Below are 15,201 nucleotides of genomic sequence, written 5' to 3'. Positions count from 1 at the left end.
AGTGAGCAATAATTTTGAACCTATGATTGAAATGTATATCTTTGAAACGGTCCAGCTTATTGAGCAGATTGAACAGTGTATATTAGCCAATGAAGGGGCAGAAAAGTTAAGTGAAATAGATATTAATGAAATTTTTAGACATATGCACACTATTAAAGGCTCTTCTGGGATGATGATGTACGATAATATTGCTCATCTTGCTCATACAATAGAAGATATATTTTTTGTGTTAAGGGAAGAAAGTCATATTAATTATAATTTTTCAGATTTAGCAGACTTAATATTTGAAGGCATAGATTTTATAAAAATCGAAGTTGAGAAAATAAAGAATGGGGACAATCCTGACGGTGATATAACCCACCTAATTAGTAAACTAAAAGAGTACCTACTATTAATAGAAGGAAAAAATCAAAAGGAAGTTAAAGAAATAAATGAGAATGTTAAGTACTATATAAGCCAAGATAAAAGTTGTGTTGAGGAAAAGTATAAAAACTCATTTAGAGCCAAGATATTTTTTGAAGAGGGATGTGAAATGGAGAATATTAGAGCCTATACCATTATCCACAACCTCAAAGAAATTACAAATGATATTTTTCATATACCTGAGGAAGTCATTAATAATGAAGATAGCGCAGAAGAAATAAAAAAGAACGGGTTTATTATTTACTTAAAAACAAATCAAAGTTATAAAGAAGCATACGACTTTTTCTCAGAAACAATATTTTTAAAGGCATTAGAATTAGAAGAAATGATTGAAGAAGAATGGGAAATATCTTTCGGTAAAAAAGAAGATAAACTTATTACCCGTAGTAATTTAACAACTGATAAAAAAGATAAAAAAATATCATCAAGTAATATGATTAACGTCAATGTAGATAAACTTGATAAATTAATGGATATTGTAGGAGAAATGGTAATAGCAGAGTCTATGGTCATTCAAAATCCAGATTTGACAGGATTAAAACTTAATAACTTTAATAAAGCATCAAGATTATTAAATAAATTAACAAGTGAATTACAAGATTTGGTAATGTCCATACGAATGGTCCCGTTAGCCAATACTTTTCACAAGATGAATCGTATTGTAAGAGATATGAATAAAAAACTAGGAAAAAACGTTGAACTAGAAATAAGAGGGGAAGAAACAGAAGTAGACAAAAATATAATTGAGCACATTTCAGATCCAATAATGCACTTAGTTAGAAATTCTTTAGATCATGGCATAGAAACATCAGAGGAACGTATAAAAAGTAATAAAAATGGAAAAGGTAAGATCCTTTTAGAAGCAAAGAATTCAGGTAATGATGTAATGATTATTGTAAGAGATGATGGAAGAGGGCTAGATAAGAATAAGCTTATAGCAAAGGCTAAAGAAAATAATTTGCTAACCAAAGAGCCTAAGGATTACACAGATAAAGAAATATATTCTTTGATTTTTCTCCCAGGATTCTCAACGAAAAAAGACGTCACAGAGTTTTCAGGAAGAGGGGTTGGCATGGATGTGGTGACTAAAAATATAGAAACCATAGGTGGTAACATCACTATAGAAAGCAAAAAAGGAGAAGGCACAAGTTTTATTATTAAGATACCCTTGACTCTTGCCATAATAGAAGGAATGAATATTAAGGTTGGGAGTTCAAGGTATACCATTCCAATATGTGATATTAGAGAATCTTTTAGAGCAGAAGACAAAGATATTATTAAAAACCCTGACAACTCAGAAATGATTCTAGTAAGAGGTAAATGTTATCCTATAATAAGATTAAGTAAAATATATAATGTTAAAACGAATGTAGATAAGTTTTCTAAAGGTGTATTAATAATGATTGAAAATGATATACAAAGCATTTGTATATTAGTGGATGAATTGGTAGGACAGCAGCAAGTAGTTGTTAAAAATTTACCAAAATACATACAGCAAACAAAAAATATTGAAGGTATAACAGGGTGTACTTTGTTAGGGGATGGTAGTATTAGTTTGATATTAGACCCATCTAAGTTAATACATATGTATTCAAAATAGAAAGGAGCGGTATATATGTCTGACGGATTAAAGGACAATATAATGGAAGATGAAGATACACAAAAAAACAAATTTTTGATTTTTACAACTGGAAGTGAAATATATGGCATTGACATTAAGTATGTTACAGAAATTATTGGCATACAGCCAATTACTGAGATACCAGAACTTCCTGAATACATAAAAGGCATCATTAATCTAAGAGGAAAAATCATTCCTGTTATGGATGTAAGGCTAAAATTTAAAAGGGATATTATAGACTATAATGATAGAACTTGTATAGTTGTCATTAATGTAAATGAGATTTCAATAGGGTTGATTGTAGACAGTGTGTCTGAAGTGCTAACCATATTAGAAGATAAAATAGTGGATCCTCCAGAAATAAGCAAACAAAACAATAGATATATAAAAGGAATAGGGAAAACCAATAAAGAAGTTGTTCTATTATTAGACTCAGAAAAATTATTATCCAATACAGAAATTGAAGAATTAGAGCATTTAAACTAAAGGAGGAATAATATATGAAATGGTTTATAAATTTAAAAATTGGTGTGAAATTAATACTTGGATTTTTGACAGTAGCAGCAATTGCAGGGGTAGTTGGTTTTATAGGGATTAATTATTTAAGACAAGTGGGAGATGTAAGATTAACCAGTCTTGTAAGCTTGGTAGAAATTGAAGCATCTATTTCGGATGTGGTGTTGGCAGAAAGAGGCTTAGTAAATGAAAGGTTAATTGAGAAACAATTAAGAGAGCCACAATATAAATGGATAGATGATGCTTTTAAGAGAATACAAGAAGAATCTGATATTTATTTATCTTTTCCACAATCAAGCAAGGAATTAGAACTATGGAACAATTTTCAGGATGCCAAAAACCAATGGGAGTATGATCATAGAATTGTATATGATTTAAACTTGCAAAAAGATAGATTAACCAATTCTGGCATTGGACTAGACTCTATTGAAGTTTTAGAAATCAATGATAGAATATATGATGCTTTTTTAGTATCCAGAGTATCATTTTTTAAGGTTAAAGATCTCATTACTGAGGTAGTAGATTATAATGAAAATGCTGCAGCAAGGGAAGTTGAAACAGCTCAAAAATTAATGTTAATTATTATTTTTATAGGGATTCTTATTTCTATAGGTTTAGGTATATTCATTAGTCATATAATTAAGAAACCTATTTATAAATTGGTAGAGGCAACAGAGAAAATAGCAGAAGGAAATTTAGATGTAGAGGTAGATATTGATACAAAAGACGAATTAGGAAAAATGGCAACTACATTTAAAAGGATGACGGATAACATTAATAATTTATTACTAGATATCAATTTAGCATCTGAACAAGTTGCTGCTGGATCAACACAATTATCTGATTCTAGCATTTCCTTGTCTCAGGGGGCTACAGAGCAAGCCAGTACATTAGAAGAGTTAACGGCTTCAATTGAAGAAATAGCATCCCAAACAGAATTAAATTCTAATAATGCTAGCAAAGCCAATTCTCTTGCTGATGAAACAAGAAAAAGTGCTGAAGAAAGCTCTACACAAATGAATAAGATGCTGACAGCAATGATGGATATTAATAATGCTTCAAATAATATTTCGAAAGTTATAAAAGTAATTGATGAGATTGCTTTCCAAACAAATATTTTAGCACTTAATGCAGCTGTAGAAGCAGCTAGAGCAGGTCAACATGGAAAAGGCTTTGCTGTTGTTGCAGAAGAAGTACGCAATTTAGCAGCAAGGTCAGCAGATGCAGCAAAAGAAACGACTACAATGATTGAAGATTCTATTTCAAGAGCAGAAGAAGGAACAAATATAGCCAATAAAACAGCGGAATCACTATTTAAGATAGTAGGAGATATAAGCAAAGTTGCTGAAATTATTGAAGATGTAAATGTTGCTTCAACAGAACAATCAGCAGGCATTGCTCAAGTAAATGAAGGCTTATTACAAATATCAGAAGTGGTTCAAGAAAATTCTGCTACAGCTGAAGAAAGTGCTGCTGCTAGTGAAGAACTTTCTAATCAAGCAGATATGTTAAATGAACTAGTAAGTAAATTTAACCTTAAACAGAATAAAAAAGGCAATAATTACAATAAAAATATAGAAAAAGAAGAGTATGATTATGATAAAAAATTAATAAAAATTCAAGAAAAAACCAGTAATAAGCATAGAGAGACAAAGAAAAAAATTATTTTAAATGACAATGAATTTGGAAAGTACTAAGAGCTAGGGTTTAAAAAAATAAGTGAAGGGGGGAAGTAAGAATATGATTATGTTAAAAGATAAAGAATTTAATCTACTGGCACATTATATTAAAAACAATTATGGTATTCATTTAAAAGAGGGCAAAAAAACGTTATTAGCATCAAGATTAAACAATTATCTTAAAGCTAACAATTTTAATTGTTTTAGTGATTACTATGATCAATTAATAGAAGATAAGACGGGAATGATTGCATCAGAATTGGTAGAGAGAATAACGACAAATCATACCTATTTCTTAAGAGAAGCCCAGCACTTTAATTATTTATGGGAAAAGGTTTTACCAGAATTAAAGAAAAGAGCTAAAGGTAAGGACTTAAGAATTTGGAGTGCAGGTTGTTCAACAGGGGAGGAAGCTTATACCCTTGCTATGGTCATAAATGAATTTTTTGGGGAAGAAAAAGGACTTTGGGACACAAAAATATTAGCTACAGACATTTCAAAAGAAGTTTTAGATCAGGGCATAAATGGGATATATCCTTATGATAAAATAAAAAACATATCAAAACCATGGCAAGATAAATACTTTGACAAATTAGATGAAGAAACATATCAAATAAAATCAAAGATTAGAGAGGAAATTCTTTTTAGACGGTTTAATTTAATGGAAGGTATTTTTCCGTTTAAAAAGAAATTTCAGGTAATTTTTTGTAGAAATGTCATGATTTACTTTGATGATGAAACACGACATAAGCTTCTTAATAAATTCTATAATGGGTTAGAAGATGGTGGCTATTTATTTATAGGTCATTCAGAAACTATAAATAGAGAAAAAGTTGGCTTTAGTTATATTCAACCATCTGTTTATAGAAAGGGAAATTAGCATGAGAAATATTAAAGTTCTTATCGTAGATGATTCGTTGTTTTTTAGAGAATTTCTAAAAAAGAACTTATCAACAGATCCCCATATAGAAGTAGTTGCAACAGCAACAGACCCCTATGATGCAAGAGATAAAATTCTCCAATTTGAACCAGATGTAATGACTTGTGATATAGAAATGCCTAAAATGAATGGTATTGATTTTATTAAAAAACTACTACCTCAATATGAAATTCCCATTGTAATAGTAAGTAGTATAAATAAATTTAATGTTGAATTGTTAGAAAAAGGCGCAGTAGATTTTCTTCCTAAACCAAATTATAAAAGTTCCGAAGACATTCATTATTTCATTATAAATCTTATTAAAAAGATCAAAAGTTTATTAAATACCACTATGTTCACTAGTAATGGCTCTAAAGATGAAAGGACACAAAAGGCCAATACAAATAGCAATAGTAAATATGATATAGTAGCCATAGGCGCTTCCACTGGAGGCATCGAAGCCATAACCAATATATTAAGGGATATGGATTACAACATACCTGGAATTGTCATTGTTCAACATATTCCACCTGGTTTTTCTAAAATGTTTGCCCAGAGGCTTAATACAATGTTAAAATATGAAGTAAAAGAAGCTACCTCTGGAGAATACATAGAAGAAAATAAAATATTAATTGCGCCAGGGGACAAACATATGAGAGTTGTCAAGGCTGGAAAAAAGTATAAAGTAGAATGCTTTGATGGTGAAAAAATGAATGGTCACTGTCCTTCTGTAGATATATTATTCGATTCTGTTGCTACTGTTTTAAAAAGTCGGGCGATTGGTGTTCTATTAACTGGAATGGGTTATGATGGGGCAAAAGGATTGTTAAAAATGAAAAGAATGGGTGCTCTAACAATTGGGCAAGATGAAAAAAGTTCAGTAGTATACGGCATGCCTAAAGTGGCAGAAAATATTGGAGCTGTAAATAAACAACTTTCCATAGACAAGATATCTAAAGAAATATATAACAGTTTGTACTAACTCAACTTATGTCTCGTGGGTGGCTAAGAGACATAAGTTTTACGGATAATGTATTGGATGAACGAGGTGCTAAATGAAAGAGATTAGTAAATTAAAAGAACAAGATATTGATTTATTATTATCTACCCTTGAATGTATTGGGGATGGCGTAATAGCAACTGATAATGAAGCCAATATTATTTATATAAACCAAAGCGCTGCCAATTTAATAGGTAAAGATATTAGTGACGTATATCATAAAAATTTAGAAACTGAATTCAGACTAGCAAATATTACAAATGACAAAGAACTTGTTATTCCATATAAAGAAGTTATAAAAGAGAAAAAATCGCTAGGCTTAAAAAAAGATACGGTTCTCGTACATAGTGATGGTTCAATAAAATATATTTCTGCTAAAATATCCCCAATAAGTAATGCCAATGGAGAAGTGGTTGGTGTTGTTATCGTATTTAGGGATATTACAAGAATCAGAAAAAATGAAGTGGAACAAATTAACCAAAAAAATAATTTTAAAGCAGTTTTTGACAACTCTCCTTTGGGTATGGTTATATTAGATGAAAACATAAAGGTCTATAACTATAATCAAGTTTATAGAAGTACTTTTGCTAAAGATAAAGATACCATTATTGGGGAGTATTTTGGTAATACATTAAAATGTTTAAATGCCATGGGGGCTCAATGTGGACAAGGAAAAGGGTGCCCTTTATGTAATATTAGAAAAAACTTAATAAAAGTATTGGAGAAAAAAAAGCCATATAAAGACATTATTTCCAATTACAATACACTAGTGAATAATAAGCAAATAGAAAAATGGTTAAAATATGATTTCGTGCCTATCAATATAGGTGGAAATAAGAAAATCTTAGTGGTAATAGAAGATATTACAGAAAAGAAAAAAATAGAAAAGAATATGAAGAATTCAATGGAGATGGCAGAAGAAGCTAATAAGTTAAAAAGTGAGTTTCTTGCCAATATGAGCCATGAGATAAGAACCCCTCTTAATGGCTTGCTTGGTATGATAGATCTAACACTCTTAACAGAGCTTAATAAGGATCAAAGAGAAAATTTACTAATAGCAAAGTCTTCAGGAAATTTGTTGTTAAAGATAATAAATGATATCTTAGACTTTTCTAAGATGGAAGCAAAAAAATTAGAGATAGAAAATAGGCAATTTGATATTTATAAAATGATTCAAGAATTGATCAAAATACATAATAAAAAAGCAAATGAAAAAGAAATAGAACTAAATATTATGGGCATAAATAATATCCCACAATTTGTTTACGGTGATCTCTATAGATTAAATCAAATACTAAATAATTTGATTCATAATGCCATAAAGTTTACTGAGTTTGGTAGTGTAGATATTATTGTTGATATGAAAGAATCTGATAACAATAAGAAGGAACTTACTTTTATTATTAAAGATACAGGGATTGGAATTAGGGAAAAAGATTTAGGAAACTTATTTAAAAGCTTTAGTCAATTGGATGGTTCCTATACTAAAAAGTATAGTGGAACAGGATTAGGACTAGTCATTTCAAAACAACTGGTTGAAATGATGGGAGGGCATATTTGGGTTGAAAGTAAAATTGGAATAGGTAGCACCTTTGGATTTTCTATTCCAATTTTATTAGGGGCTGGAAATACAAATTTAGAAGAAAAGATTGTATTAAACCCCCTAGAGAAATGCAATAAAGATAAAAATTATACTATATTGTTAGTAGAAGACGATATGGTGAACCAACAACTGGTTTTAAAAATATTAGGTTCCAAATACAACATTATAACTGCTAATAATGGATTAGATGCGATTGAAATTTATAAAAAAATCAAAGATATAGATTTAATACTTATGGATATTCAAATGCCCTTAATGGATGGCATACAGGTTACAAATATGATTAGAGATATTTATAAAGATAGTATACCAATTATTGCTCTTACTGCCTATGCCTTAGGAGGGGACAAAGAAAAATTCTTAGAATATGGCGTAAATGATTATATATCTAAACCTATAGATATGAACTTGCTTTTGTATAAAATAAACCAAGTTATTAACCAGCATAAAGAAAAGGGGAATAAAGATGGGAAAAAAACTTTTAATGTTAAATTAAGTGAGTTAGAACAAATTAAAGAATTTATTATTGAGTTAGATAAGGGAATGAAAGATAACAATTTAGATTTAATAGAAAATCGCGCCAATGTTTTAAAAATGGAAGCCATAAAGATAGATGCTGATTCTATAAAAAATAAGGCATTCAAAATAGAATTATCCATTAGAAGAGGGGATTTGGAGGAAGCATACTATTTTATTAACCAGTTAAAAGACGAATATAACAACTTGATTAATGAAAGGGATGGGTATAAATGAAAATATTAATAGCAGAGGACGATTTAGCCAGTAGAAAGTTTTTATTTAATGTATTAACTGATTATGGAAAATGTGATTTGGTAGTGGATGGTTTAGAAGCAATAGATGCTGTAATGATTGCACTAAAGGAGAAAGAACCTTATGATTTAATATGCTTGGATATTATGATGCCCAAAGTAGACGGATTAAAAACATTAAAGGCTATAAGAGATTTAGAAAAACATTCGAAAATGATAAACGCTAAGATTATAATGACAACTGCTTTAGGGGAGTCAGAAATCGTTCAAAACACATTTGAAGAAGGTTCTGATGCTTATGCTGCTAAACCTATCAATATAGAAAAGTTTTTAAATGTTCTAAGTAAGCTAGAGTTAATTACAAGATAAAAATGAAGGGGTTATGTTATATTAGGAGGCAATATGAAAAAAGTATTACATACAAAAGAAAGAATAATTTTTACCACAGTTGAAATCATTAATGAACTAGGGATTCAAGGATTATCAACTCGTGAAATAGCCAAAGGTTTAAATATTTCAGAAGGCACAATATTTAAACACTTTAACACAAAGAATGAAATACTTTTAGCTGTGTTAGACCATTACTCTCAGTTTGATGAAGATATTATTAAAACAACAGAATTGAAGAATCTTAATCCAAAAGAAGCCATTCTATATTTTGTAAATGCTTATGCAGAATACTATGAAAATTACCAAGAAATTACAGCTATAACCTTATGTATAGAAGTGTTTTACAATATAGAAGAACTCTCAAAAAAAATATATGATATTTTTACAACAAGAATAAATTTTATAGAAAAAAAAATCCATACTGGAGTAGAAATGAATCTAATAAAAGAAGTAGAAGGCATTGACAATTTGGCAGAGATTATACATGGGACAATTATTTATAAAATTATAAAATGGCGAATTAATAAATTTAACTTTTCAATTAAAGAAGAAGTTAATAATTCTATTCAGAGTGTATTAAATAATTATTTTAAAAGTTAGTATTAACGGATATAATACTAACTTTCTTAAATAATTATTTAATCTTAATCAACAAAGTATGAACTACCATCTAAAGAGGTTACAAATGTGAATGGTGGCTCTCCGTCAAGTATGCCTATGGCATAAAAAGTATAGGCATTACCCGTTTTTAATAAAATATTAGGCACATTATAAATAACTTCATGGGTATCAGAACGTCTTATGATTACGTTATAATTAGGGGCTTTTTCAAGAACTTCATAATTGCTGATATAGTTAAAATGAGTATTTGTAAAATAGTCATTTAAATTAACAATAAAATCCAAGGGTGGGGAACCAGGAGAAACATTAGCAAATTTTATAAAAACCTCATCAGGTAGTATACGAGCGTCATCATCTACGGATATTAGGTCTACCCCATTTATTAAATTGATAGAGATGGTAGAAATAACGGATTCTTCGGGAATATCAATTGTTGTTTCATATAATACTTCATTAGGTTCATCTGAACGGTATATGCTTACAGTATACTCTTTTGGCGCTACTGTAATATACATGGTCTGTTCAGCAAAATTTACATTTTTAGCAATGACTCTGTGATCAAGATAAATATCAATTTTAGGGGCATAGGGTGAAAAATTAGCAAATCGTATATAAGAGCTTACTCTTGTATGGGGTTTTATCAATAAATCTGTTGGAGGGTGATAAGTTAAAGATCTAAATCTTCTTGTTTCCAAAGATTTTATATAATAAGGGCAAGTTGAATGGATTCTATTATTCCTTGGAGTAATCCACATAAGTATCCTCCCTATCAATACTTTATTTTAGTATATGTTAGAAAAATCAGATTGTTCTATGCACTTCAAGGTTTCTATAAAATATGTTGAACGGAATGGGAAATAGATTTTAGGATATATGTTAAAAAATTTAGACACTCAAGGAAGTGTCTAAATAATAAGATCTTTAATTAATCTGTAAGATAAGAACTTCCGTCTAAGGATACGACTAATTTAAAAGGTGGATCACCATCCATGATTCCAATGGCAAAAAAAGTATATGCATTACCAGGTTCTAGCACAATATTAGGTAAATCATATAATATTTTATTTGTTTGGGCATTCTGAATTATAATATGATAATTAGGAGCTTTTTCTATTAATTTGTAATTACTGCTATAGTCATAAATTATATTTCTGAAGATGTCAACTAAATTAAAAATAAAGTTTAAGGGTGGAGAATTAGGGGAAAGGTTAACAAACTTAACAAAGATTTCATTGGGAATAATCAGTGCATTATCTTCTATAATATTTAGTTCTTCTTTGTCAAGGGAGTGTAATGGGATAGTTAATATTAAGCCTGGTGTGGTAATCTCAATACTTGTTTCAACTAGAGGTTGGGCATTGTCAATGGTTGAAAATATAGTGATTTTATAGTCTCCAGGAGAAAAGGAAATATAAGAGGTTTCTTCACCATACCTAAGATTCCTTACTTTAAGTGTATCATTAAAATATATATCTACATCCAATAGTTCAGGAATAAAATTAGCAAAGCGTATATAAGAATCCTCATTAATGGGCGTGTGTCCAAAAGGAGTAGACATATTTGTACTCAAGGGCATTATTTCCTTGGAGAATGTTTTTTTATAATATGGAGGTTTTAATGAACTTTTAGAACTAATCCACATAGTTTCACCTATTGTTTTTTTATATAGTATGTAGAAATCAATTCAACAGTGATAAAGATAAATTAAAAAGTGGGCATGCCACTTTTTAATTTAAAAAATAGGAACTGCCATCTAAGGAAGCTACAACTTCAAAAGGGGGATCCCCTTCCATTAATCCAATGCCATAAAAGGTATAAACTTTCCCAGGTTCAAGAACTATATTAGGGATGTTAAAGATTACTTCATTGGTATCAGCACGTTGAATAATCAAATTATAAAGGTAAGCCATATCTATCAATTTAAAATCAGTTACCATAGGATAAGTAACATTACTAAATAACTTATTTAAGTTCAAGATAAAGTCCAATGGGGGAGAATCATAAACAGTATTAACAAATTTGATAAAGATTTTATTAGGTAAGACATACACATCATCATCGATCACTTTAAGTCTAGCATCTGGGTCTAATAAATTCACTGCAATGGTAGAAATAACAGATCGTTCCTCAATGGTTATTTCACTTGAAAAATAAGGGTTATCCCTATCCCCTGGAGGCGTTAAAGTGAGTTTATATTTCCCTGGAATTACGGTAATATATATCGTAAGTTCTCCAAATTGCAAGTCTTTTGCCAAGAGTCTATTACCAATATACACATCGATTTCTGGTGTTTCAGGAGAAAAGTTTGCAACTCTAATATAAGAACGATCCCTAGATTCAGGCTTAATAATTAAGTCTGTAGGAGGATAAGGTCCTAAAGTTCTTTTTGTTCTTACACATGCTTTTACATAATAAGGCGGACTAAGACAATCTAATGAATTTATCCACATATAAATACCACCTATTCATATTCTAAATTTTATTTGATCTAATAATAATCCTCAAAATAGGAACTACCATCTAGTGAAGCGACAAGTTGAAAAGGTGGTTCCTCATCAATTATGCCAATGCCATAGAAGGTATAAGCCCTGCCTGGAATAAGAATAATATTGGGGACATTGTAAATTACCTCATCAGTATCTGAACGCTGGATGATAATATCATAATTTGAATTTATTTTTACTTTTTTATATTGAGGAACTAAATTAACAGATATATTACTAAAAGTTTTTTCAAGATTTATAATGAAGGTTAATGGAGGTGCATCGGGAGAGCAATTTATGAAGCGAATGAATATTTCTGTAGGAATTACAATAACATCGTCATTAAAACCAATAAGCTCTGAATTATAAGTTTGGTCAAAAGCAAAAGTAGTTATAATATCATCTTTATCTATAGTGATATAATCACTATAATAAACTTTGTGTTTATCATCAGGGGCATAAATCTTTACCAGATGTTTCCCTGGAGAGAGGGTTGCGTACATAGATAAAGTACCATACCTTAGTTTTTTTGCAATTGGACGATTCTCAACATATACATCTATTTCTGGTGTGTCAGTGCAAAAGTTTGCAAATCTAAGATATGAATTTTTCCGAGTATGAGGTTTAACGACTAGATCAGTGGGAGGATGACCAAAACTTTGTTTATTAATTAACTTAAGATAATAAGGACAGCTAGGTTTTCTTGTTGGATTAATCCACATCTAAAATCACCTAAAAGTATTTTACTATATAATATGTGTACAAACCAATATTGTGATTAATCAGAATATACATTATATAGTTTGAAATAAGTAGGTTTCTGAGTGCATATTAATCAAAAAAATAGGAACTTCCATCTAATGTAATAACTAATCTATAATTGTCTTGAAGACCAACACCATAGAAAGAGTAGGCACTGGTAGGTAAAAGAATCAAATTAGGAACATCTATTATAGCTTCTCCAGTTACATAATCTGTTACAAGAATATTGTAGTAAGTATTAATACTTAAGTCCGTATAATATGTTACATCCCTATAAGTTACATTTTCAAAGATTAACGCATCATTAATATAAAAGTTCATACTCCTTCCATTTGGAGACATATTTGAAAATTTAATCATAATCTCACCGGGGCTAACGTATACATTGTCATTCACAAGTATAATATCTAATTTATCTAATCTATTAATAGCAATTGTTGAAACCACAGTACCTTTTGGTATTTTTATTGTTTCGTCTATGAGGGGCGAGTTTTTTTCTCCTGTTGGATAAAGCTTTATATTATGACTATCTGGTTCAATGATTTTATAAAAAGTTTCTTGTCCAAAGGATAAATTACTAGCCAGTAAATAATCATCAATATAAGCATCAACGGGTGGTGCATCAGGAGAAAAGTGGCCTATTCTAATATATGAGTTGCTTCTACTGGTTGGTTTAACCAGTAATTCAGAAGGCGGGTATATTGCAATGGGCACATTAATATTAGAGATAGTATTATCCATATTATTTTTCTTTGTCATAAAATCACCTTTTTTTATAGAAATAATTTTTAATCCGGAAATTCCTCTAATACATAAGTGCTTCCATCAATGGTTATAAGAAGAAATGTATCTGGAGTACCATTATAAATACCTAAAGCATAAATGGTATAGGCATGGTTGCCTTCTAAAGGGACATTAAAGAAGTTAAGAACCAATTCCCCTGTTTGGGAGTTTAGTAAAGTCATATTGTAGTATGGTTTATTGTTGACAATTGGAAAGTAATAAGATGTTTCGTTATAAGGAATATTGGAAAAATAGACTTCATCATTTATAAGTAAATCTAAGGTAGGTGAGCCGTAAGATAAGTTAACAAACTTTACAAACATTTGCTCCGGTTCTATTCGGGTTGTATCATTAATTAATTCAAAGGAGATATTATCAAACAAGTTAATAGAGGCCAGTGTTACAAGGCTACCAGCAGGAAGATAAAAGGTTTCTTCATAGATAGGGTACTCTTTATCCCCTGTAATATATATTTGTACGGTATGGGCATCCGTGCCAACTAAAAAATACTCAGTAACTGCTGTAAAATTAACCCCTTCTCCTATGATTAGATCATCTAAATAGACATCCACAGGAGGGGAATCTGGAGAAAAATGACCAAATCTAATATAAGATTCATAAGGTCTAAGGGGAACAAAAGATATATCGGGTTCCGGATAAAAACCTCTACCACCAGGAGGAAATACCAGTTCGGTGGATTGCATATAGTTACTATCATAATTATCTCTATCTCTAAACATAGCATCACCTTAGAATAAGTTAGTATATAGTATTACAAGAAGTATAAATGAGTGTATGTTCATAATGTAAAGTTTTATAGGAGCAAGGTTTATAAATTATTCAGTTCATTCATATCTAATACAACCATTTTCTTATTACCTATCATTTTAATAATGTTTTGATTTTGTAAATCACTTAAATGTCTACTTACAGTTTCTCGTGTTAATCCTAAATAACTGGCCATATCTTCTCTACTAAGAGGTAAGGTTATCTCAATTTCCTTTCCTTTTTTTATGCCAAAGTTTTTAGAGATATTAATTAATAAGTTAGCTAGTCTAGTATTAATGTCTTTTGTGTTTAGGGTTTGTATTAGTTTTTCTAAGGTAGTAATACGTTCATAGGCATAATCTAGGATTTTAAGATTGATTTCAGGATTTTCTAAGAGGATATGATTAAAATCTTGTTTGTTCAAAGTACATAAGGCCGTATCTTCTAAGGCCATGGCGTAATAATCAAAAACACCTTCTTTAAAAAGATTCAAATCCCCTAAAAAATCACTTTCAGATAATATATATAGTATTTGTTCTTTCCCATCTTTTGTATAGTTATAAACCTTAAGGCTGCCTTTGTTTACAATGAAAAACCTATCTGCAATATCCCCTTCAGAGAAGAGGATTTCTCCCTTTTTATAAGATTTATGATCTATTTTATTAACCACCTTTAAAATTTGGTTTGTATCTAGATTAGAAAAAAGTGAAACTTTTTTAGCACAGTACTTATCATTGCAAGCACTGCAATTACAAGTGTTAAGCATATTAAACCTCCTATGTAAAATGAAATATTTTATAACTATAATTATAAATTAATTAAAATGTGATTATAATCACAGAAAAAATTATGGGTTAATTGTA

Annotated in this window: 15 protein-coding genes; 8 read left to right on the top strand and 7 right to left on the bottom strand. The window is 29.9% G+C overall.

The genetic code is table 11. The annotated features are described in order from the left end of the window. Window position 1: 1 nt before the first annotated feature. From EDC18_RS13660 to EDC18_RS13625, 8 genes are all read left to right on the top strand, one after another. Window positions 2-2,023, top strand: a complete 2,022-nt coding sequence (locus EDC18_RS13660) for a chemotaxis protein CheA (RefSeq protein WP_132254055.1) — start codon at window positions 2-4, stop codon at window positions 2,021-2,023. Window positions 2,024-2,038: 15 nt separating this feature from the next. Beyond that, window positions 2,039-2,530 (top strand): chemotaxis protein CheW, encoded by a 492-nt coding sequence (locus EDC18_RS13655; RefSeq protein ID WP_132254053.1) that lies wholly within the window; start codon window positions 2,039-2,041, stop codon window positions 2,528-2,530. A 14-nt stretch (window positions 2,531-2,544) separates the two neighbouring features. Further along, window positions 2,545-4,257 carry a methyl-accepting chemotaxis protein gene (locus EDC18_RS13650; RefSeq protein WP_132254051.1) on the top strand — a complete coding sequence of 571 codons (1,713 nt, stop codon included), beginning with the start codon at window positions 2,545-2,547 and terminating at the stop codon, window positions 4,255-4,257. Window positions 4,258-4,300: 43 nt separating this feature from the next. Then, entirely contained in the window at window positions 4,301-5,119 is an 819-nt protein-coding gene (locus EDC18_RS13645; protein ID WP_132254049.1) for a CheR family methyltransferase, read from the top strand. A gap of 1 nt (window position 5,120) precedes the next feature. Beyond that, window positions 5,121-6,140, top strand: a complete 1,020-nt coding sequence (locus EDC18_RS13640; RefSeq protein ID WP_132254047.1) for a protein-glutamate methylesterase/protein-glutamine glutaminase — start codon at window positions 5,121-5,123, stop codon at window positions 6,138-6,140. Window positions 6,141-6,213: 73 nt separating this feature from the next. Next, the gene (locus tag EDC18_RS13635; RefSeq protein WP_132254045.1) at window positions 6,214-8,514 is read left to right on the top strand and encodes an ATP-binding protein; all 2,301 of its coding nucleotides are present in this window, start codon (window positions 6,214-6,216) and stop codon (window positions 8,512-8,514) included. Then, window positions 8,511-8,900, top strand: a complete 390-nt coding sequence (locus EDC18_RS13630) for a response regulator (protein WP_132254043.1) — start codon at window positions 8,511-8,513, stop codon at window positions 8,898-8,900. The genes EDC18_RS13635 and EDC18_RS13630 overlap by 4 nt, the downstream gene beginning before the upstream one ends. A gap of 33 nt (window positions 8,901-8,933) precedes the next feature. Then, window positions 8,934-9,521: a TetR/AcrR family transcriptional regulator gene (locus EDC18_RS13625; protein ID WP_132254042.1), complete on the top strand. Its 588-nt coding sequence runs from the start codon at window positions 8,934-8,936 to the stop codon at window positions 9,519-9,521. Between the two features lie 44 nt (window positions 9,522-9,565). On the opposite strand, the gene EDC18_RS13620 is transcribed toward EDC18_RS13625, so the two are convergent. The 7 genes from EDC18_RS13620 to EDC18_RS13590 all read right to left on the bottom strand — a co-directional run bounded on the left by EDC18_RS13620 (window position 9,566) and on the right by EDC18_RS13590 (window position 15,104). Further along, entirely contained in the window at window positions 9,566-10,297 is a 732-nt protein-coding gene (locus EDC18_RS13620) for a DUF4397 domain-containing protein (protein ID WP_132254040.1), read from the bottom strand. Window positions 10,298-10,467: 170 nt separating this feature from the next. Then, the gene (locus tag EDC18_RS13615; RefSeq protein ID WP_165878595.1) at window positions 10,468-11,112 is read right to left on the bottom strand and encodes a DUF4397 domain-containing protein; all 645 of its coding nucleotides are present in this window, start codon (window positions 11,110-11,112) and stop codon (window positions 10,468-10,470) included. Between the two features lie 157 nt (window positions 11,113-11,269). Continuing rightward, window positions 11,270-11,992 carry a DUF4397 domain-containing protein gene (locus EDC18_RS13610; protein WP_132254036.1) on the bottom strand — a complete coding sequence of 241 codons (723 nt, stop codon included), beginning with the start codon at window positions 11,990-11,992 and terminating at the stop codon, window positions 11,270-11,272. A 38-nt stretch (window positions 11,993-12,030) separates the two neighbouring features. Beyond that, on the bottom strand, window positions 12,031-12,747 hold the full coding sequence (locus tag EDC18_RS13605; protein WP_132254034.1) for a DUF4397 domain-containing protein: 717 nt from the start codon (window positions 12,745-12,747) through the stop codon (window positions 12,031-12,033). A 109-nt stretch (window positions 12,748-12,856) separates the two neighbouring features. Continuing rightward, the gene (locus EDC18_RS13600) at window positions 12,857-13,546 is read right to left on the bottom strand and encodes a DUF4397 domain-containing protein (protein ID WP_132254033.1); all 690 of its coding nucleotides are present in this window, start codon (window positions 13,544-13,546) and stop codon (window positions 12,857-12,859) included. Between the two features lie 29 nt (window positions 13,547-13,575). Further along, entirely contained in the window at window positions 13,576-14,310 is a 735-nt protein-coding gene (locus EDC18_RS13595; protein ID WP_132254031.1) for a DUF4397 domain-containing protein, read from the bottom strand. 89 nt (window positions 14,311-14,399) lie between these two features. After that, window positions 14,400-15,104 (bottom strand): Crp/Fnr family transcriptional regulator, encoded by a 705-nt coding sequence (locus tag EDC18_RS13590; protein WP_132254029.1) that lies wholly within the window; start codon window positions 15,102-15,104, stop codon window positions 14,400-14,402. Window positions 15,105-15,201: the final 97 nt, after the last annotated feature.

Origin of the sequence: Natranaerovirga pectinivora, from assembly GCF_004342165.1 — a bacterium.
GTDB lineage: Bacteria > Bacillota > Clostridia > Lachnospirales > DSM-24629 > Natranaerovirga > Natranaerovirga pectinivora.
This window is presented reverse-complemented; position numbering and strand designations above follow the sequence as displayed.

Excerpts from the sequence above, each read along its gene's own strand:
- EDC18_RS13655 (WP_132254053.1), top strand. The coding sequence starts at position 2,039 with ATGTCTGACGGATTAAAGGACAATATAATGGAAGATGAAGATACACAA.
- EDC18_RS13650 (WP_132254051.1), top strand. The coding sequence starts at position 2,545 with ATGAAATGGTTTATAAATTTAAAAATTGGTGTGAAATTAATACTTGGA.
- EDC18_RS13645 (WP_132254049.1), top strand. The coding sequence starts at position 4,301 with ATGATTATGTTAAAAGATAAAGAATTTAATCTACTGGCACATTATATT.
- EDC18_RS13640 (WP_132254047.1), top strand. The coding sequence starts at position 5,121 with ATGAGAAATATTAAAGTTCTTATCGTAGATGATTCGTTGTTTTTTAGA.
- EDC18_RS13635 (WP_132254045.1), top strand. The coding sequence starts at position 6,214 with ATGAAAGAGATTAGTAAATTAAAAGAACAAGATATTGATTTATTATTA.
- EDC18_RS13630 (WP_132254043.1), top strand. The coding sequence starts at position 8,511 with ATGAAAATATTAATAGCAGAGGACGATTTAGCCAGTAGAAAGTTTTTA.
- EDC18_RS13625 (WP_132254042.1), top strand. The coding sequence starts at position 8,934 with ATGAAAAAAGTATTACATACAAAAGAAAGAATAATTTTTACCACAGTT.
- EDC18_RS13620 (WP_132254040.1), bottom strand. The coding sequence starts at position 10,297 with ATGTGGATTACTCCAAGGAATAATAGAATCCATTCAACTTGCCCTTAT.
- EDC18_RS13610 (WP_132254036.1), bottom strand. The coding sequence starts at position 11,992 with ATGTGGATAAATTCATTAGATTGTCTTAGTCCGCCTTATTATGTAAAA.
- EDC18_RS13605 (WP_132254034.1), bottom strand. The coding sequence starts at position 12,747 with ATGTGGATTAATCCAACAAGAAAACCTAGCTGTCCTTATTATCTTAAG.
- EDC18_RS13600 (WP_132254033.1), bottom strand. The coding sequence starts at position 13,546 with ATGACAAAGAAAAATAATATGGATAATACTATCTCTAATATTAATGTG.
- EDC18_RS13595 (WP_132254031.1), bottom strand. The coding sequence starts at position 14,310 with ATGTTTAGAGATAGAGATAATTATGATAGTAACTATATGCAATCCACC.
- EDC18_RS13590 (WP_132254029.1), bottom strand. The coding sequence starts at position 15,104 with ATGCTTAACACTTGTAATTGCAGTGCTTGCAATGATAAGTACTGTGCT.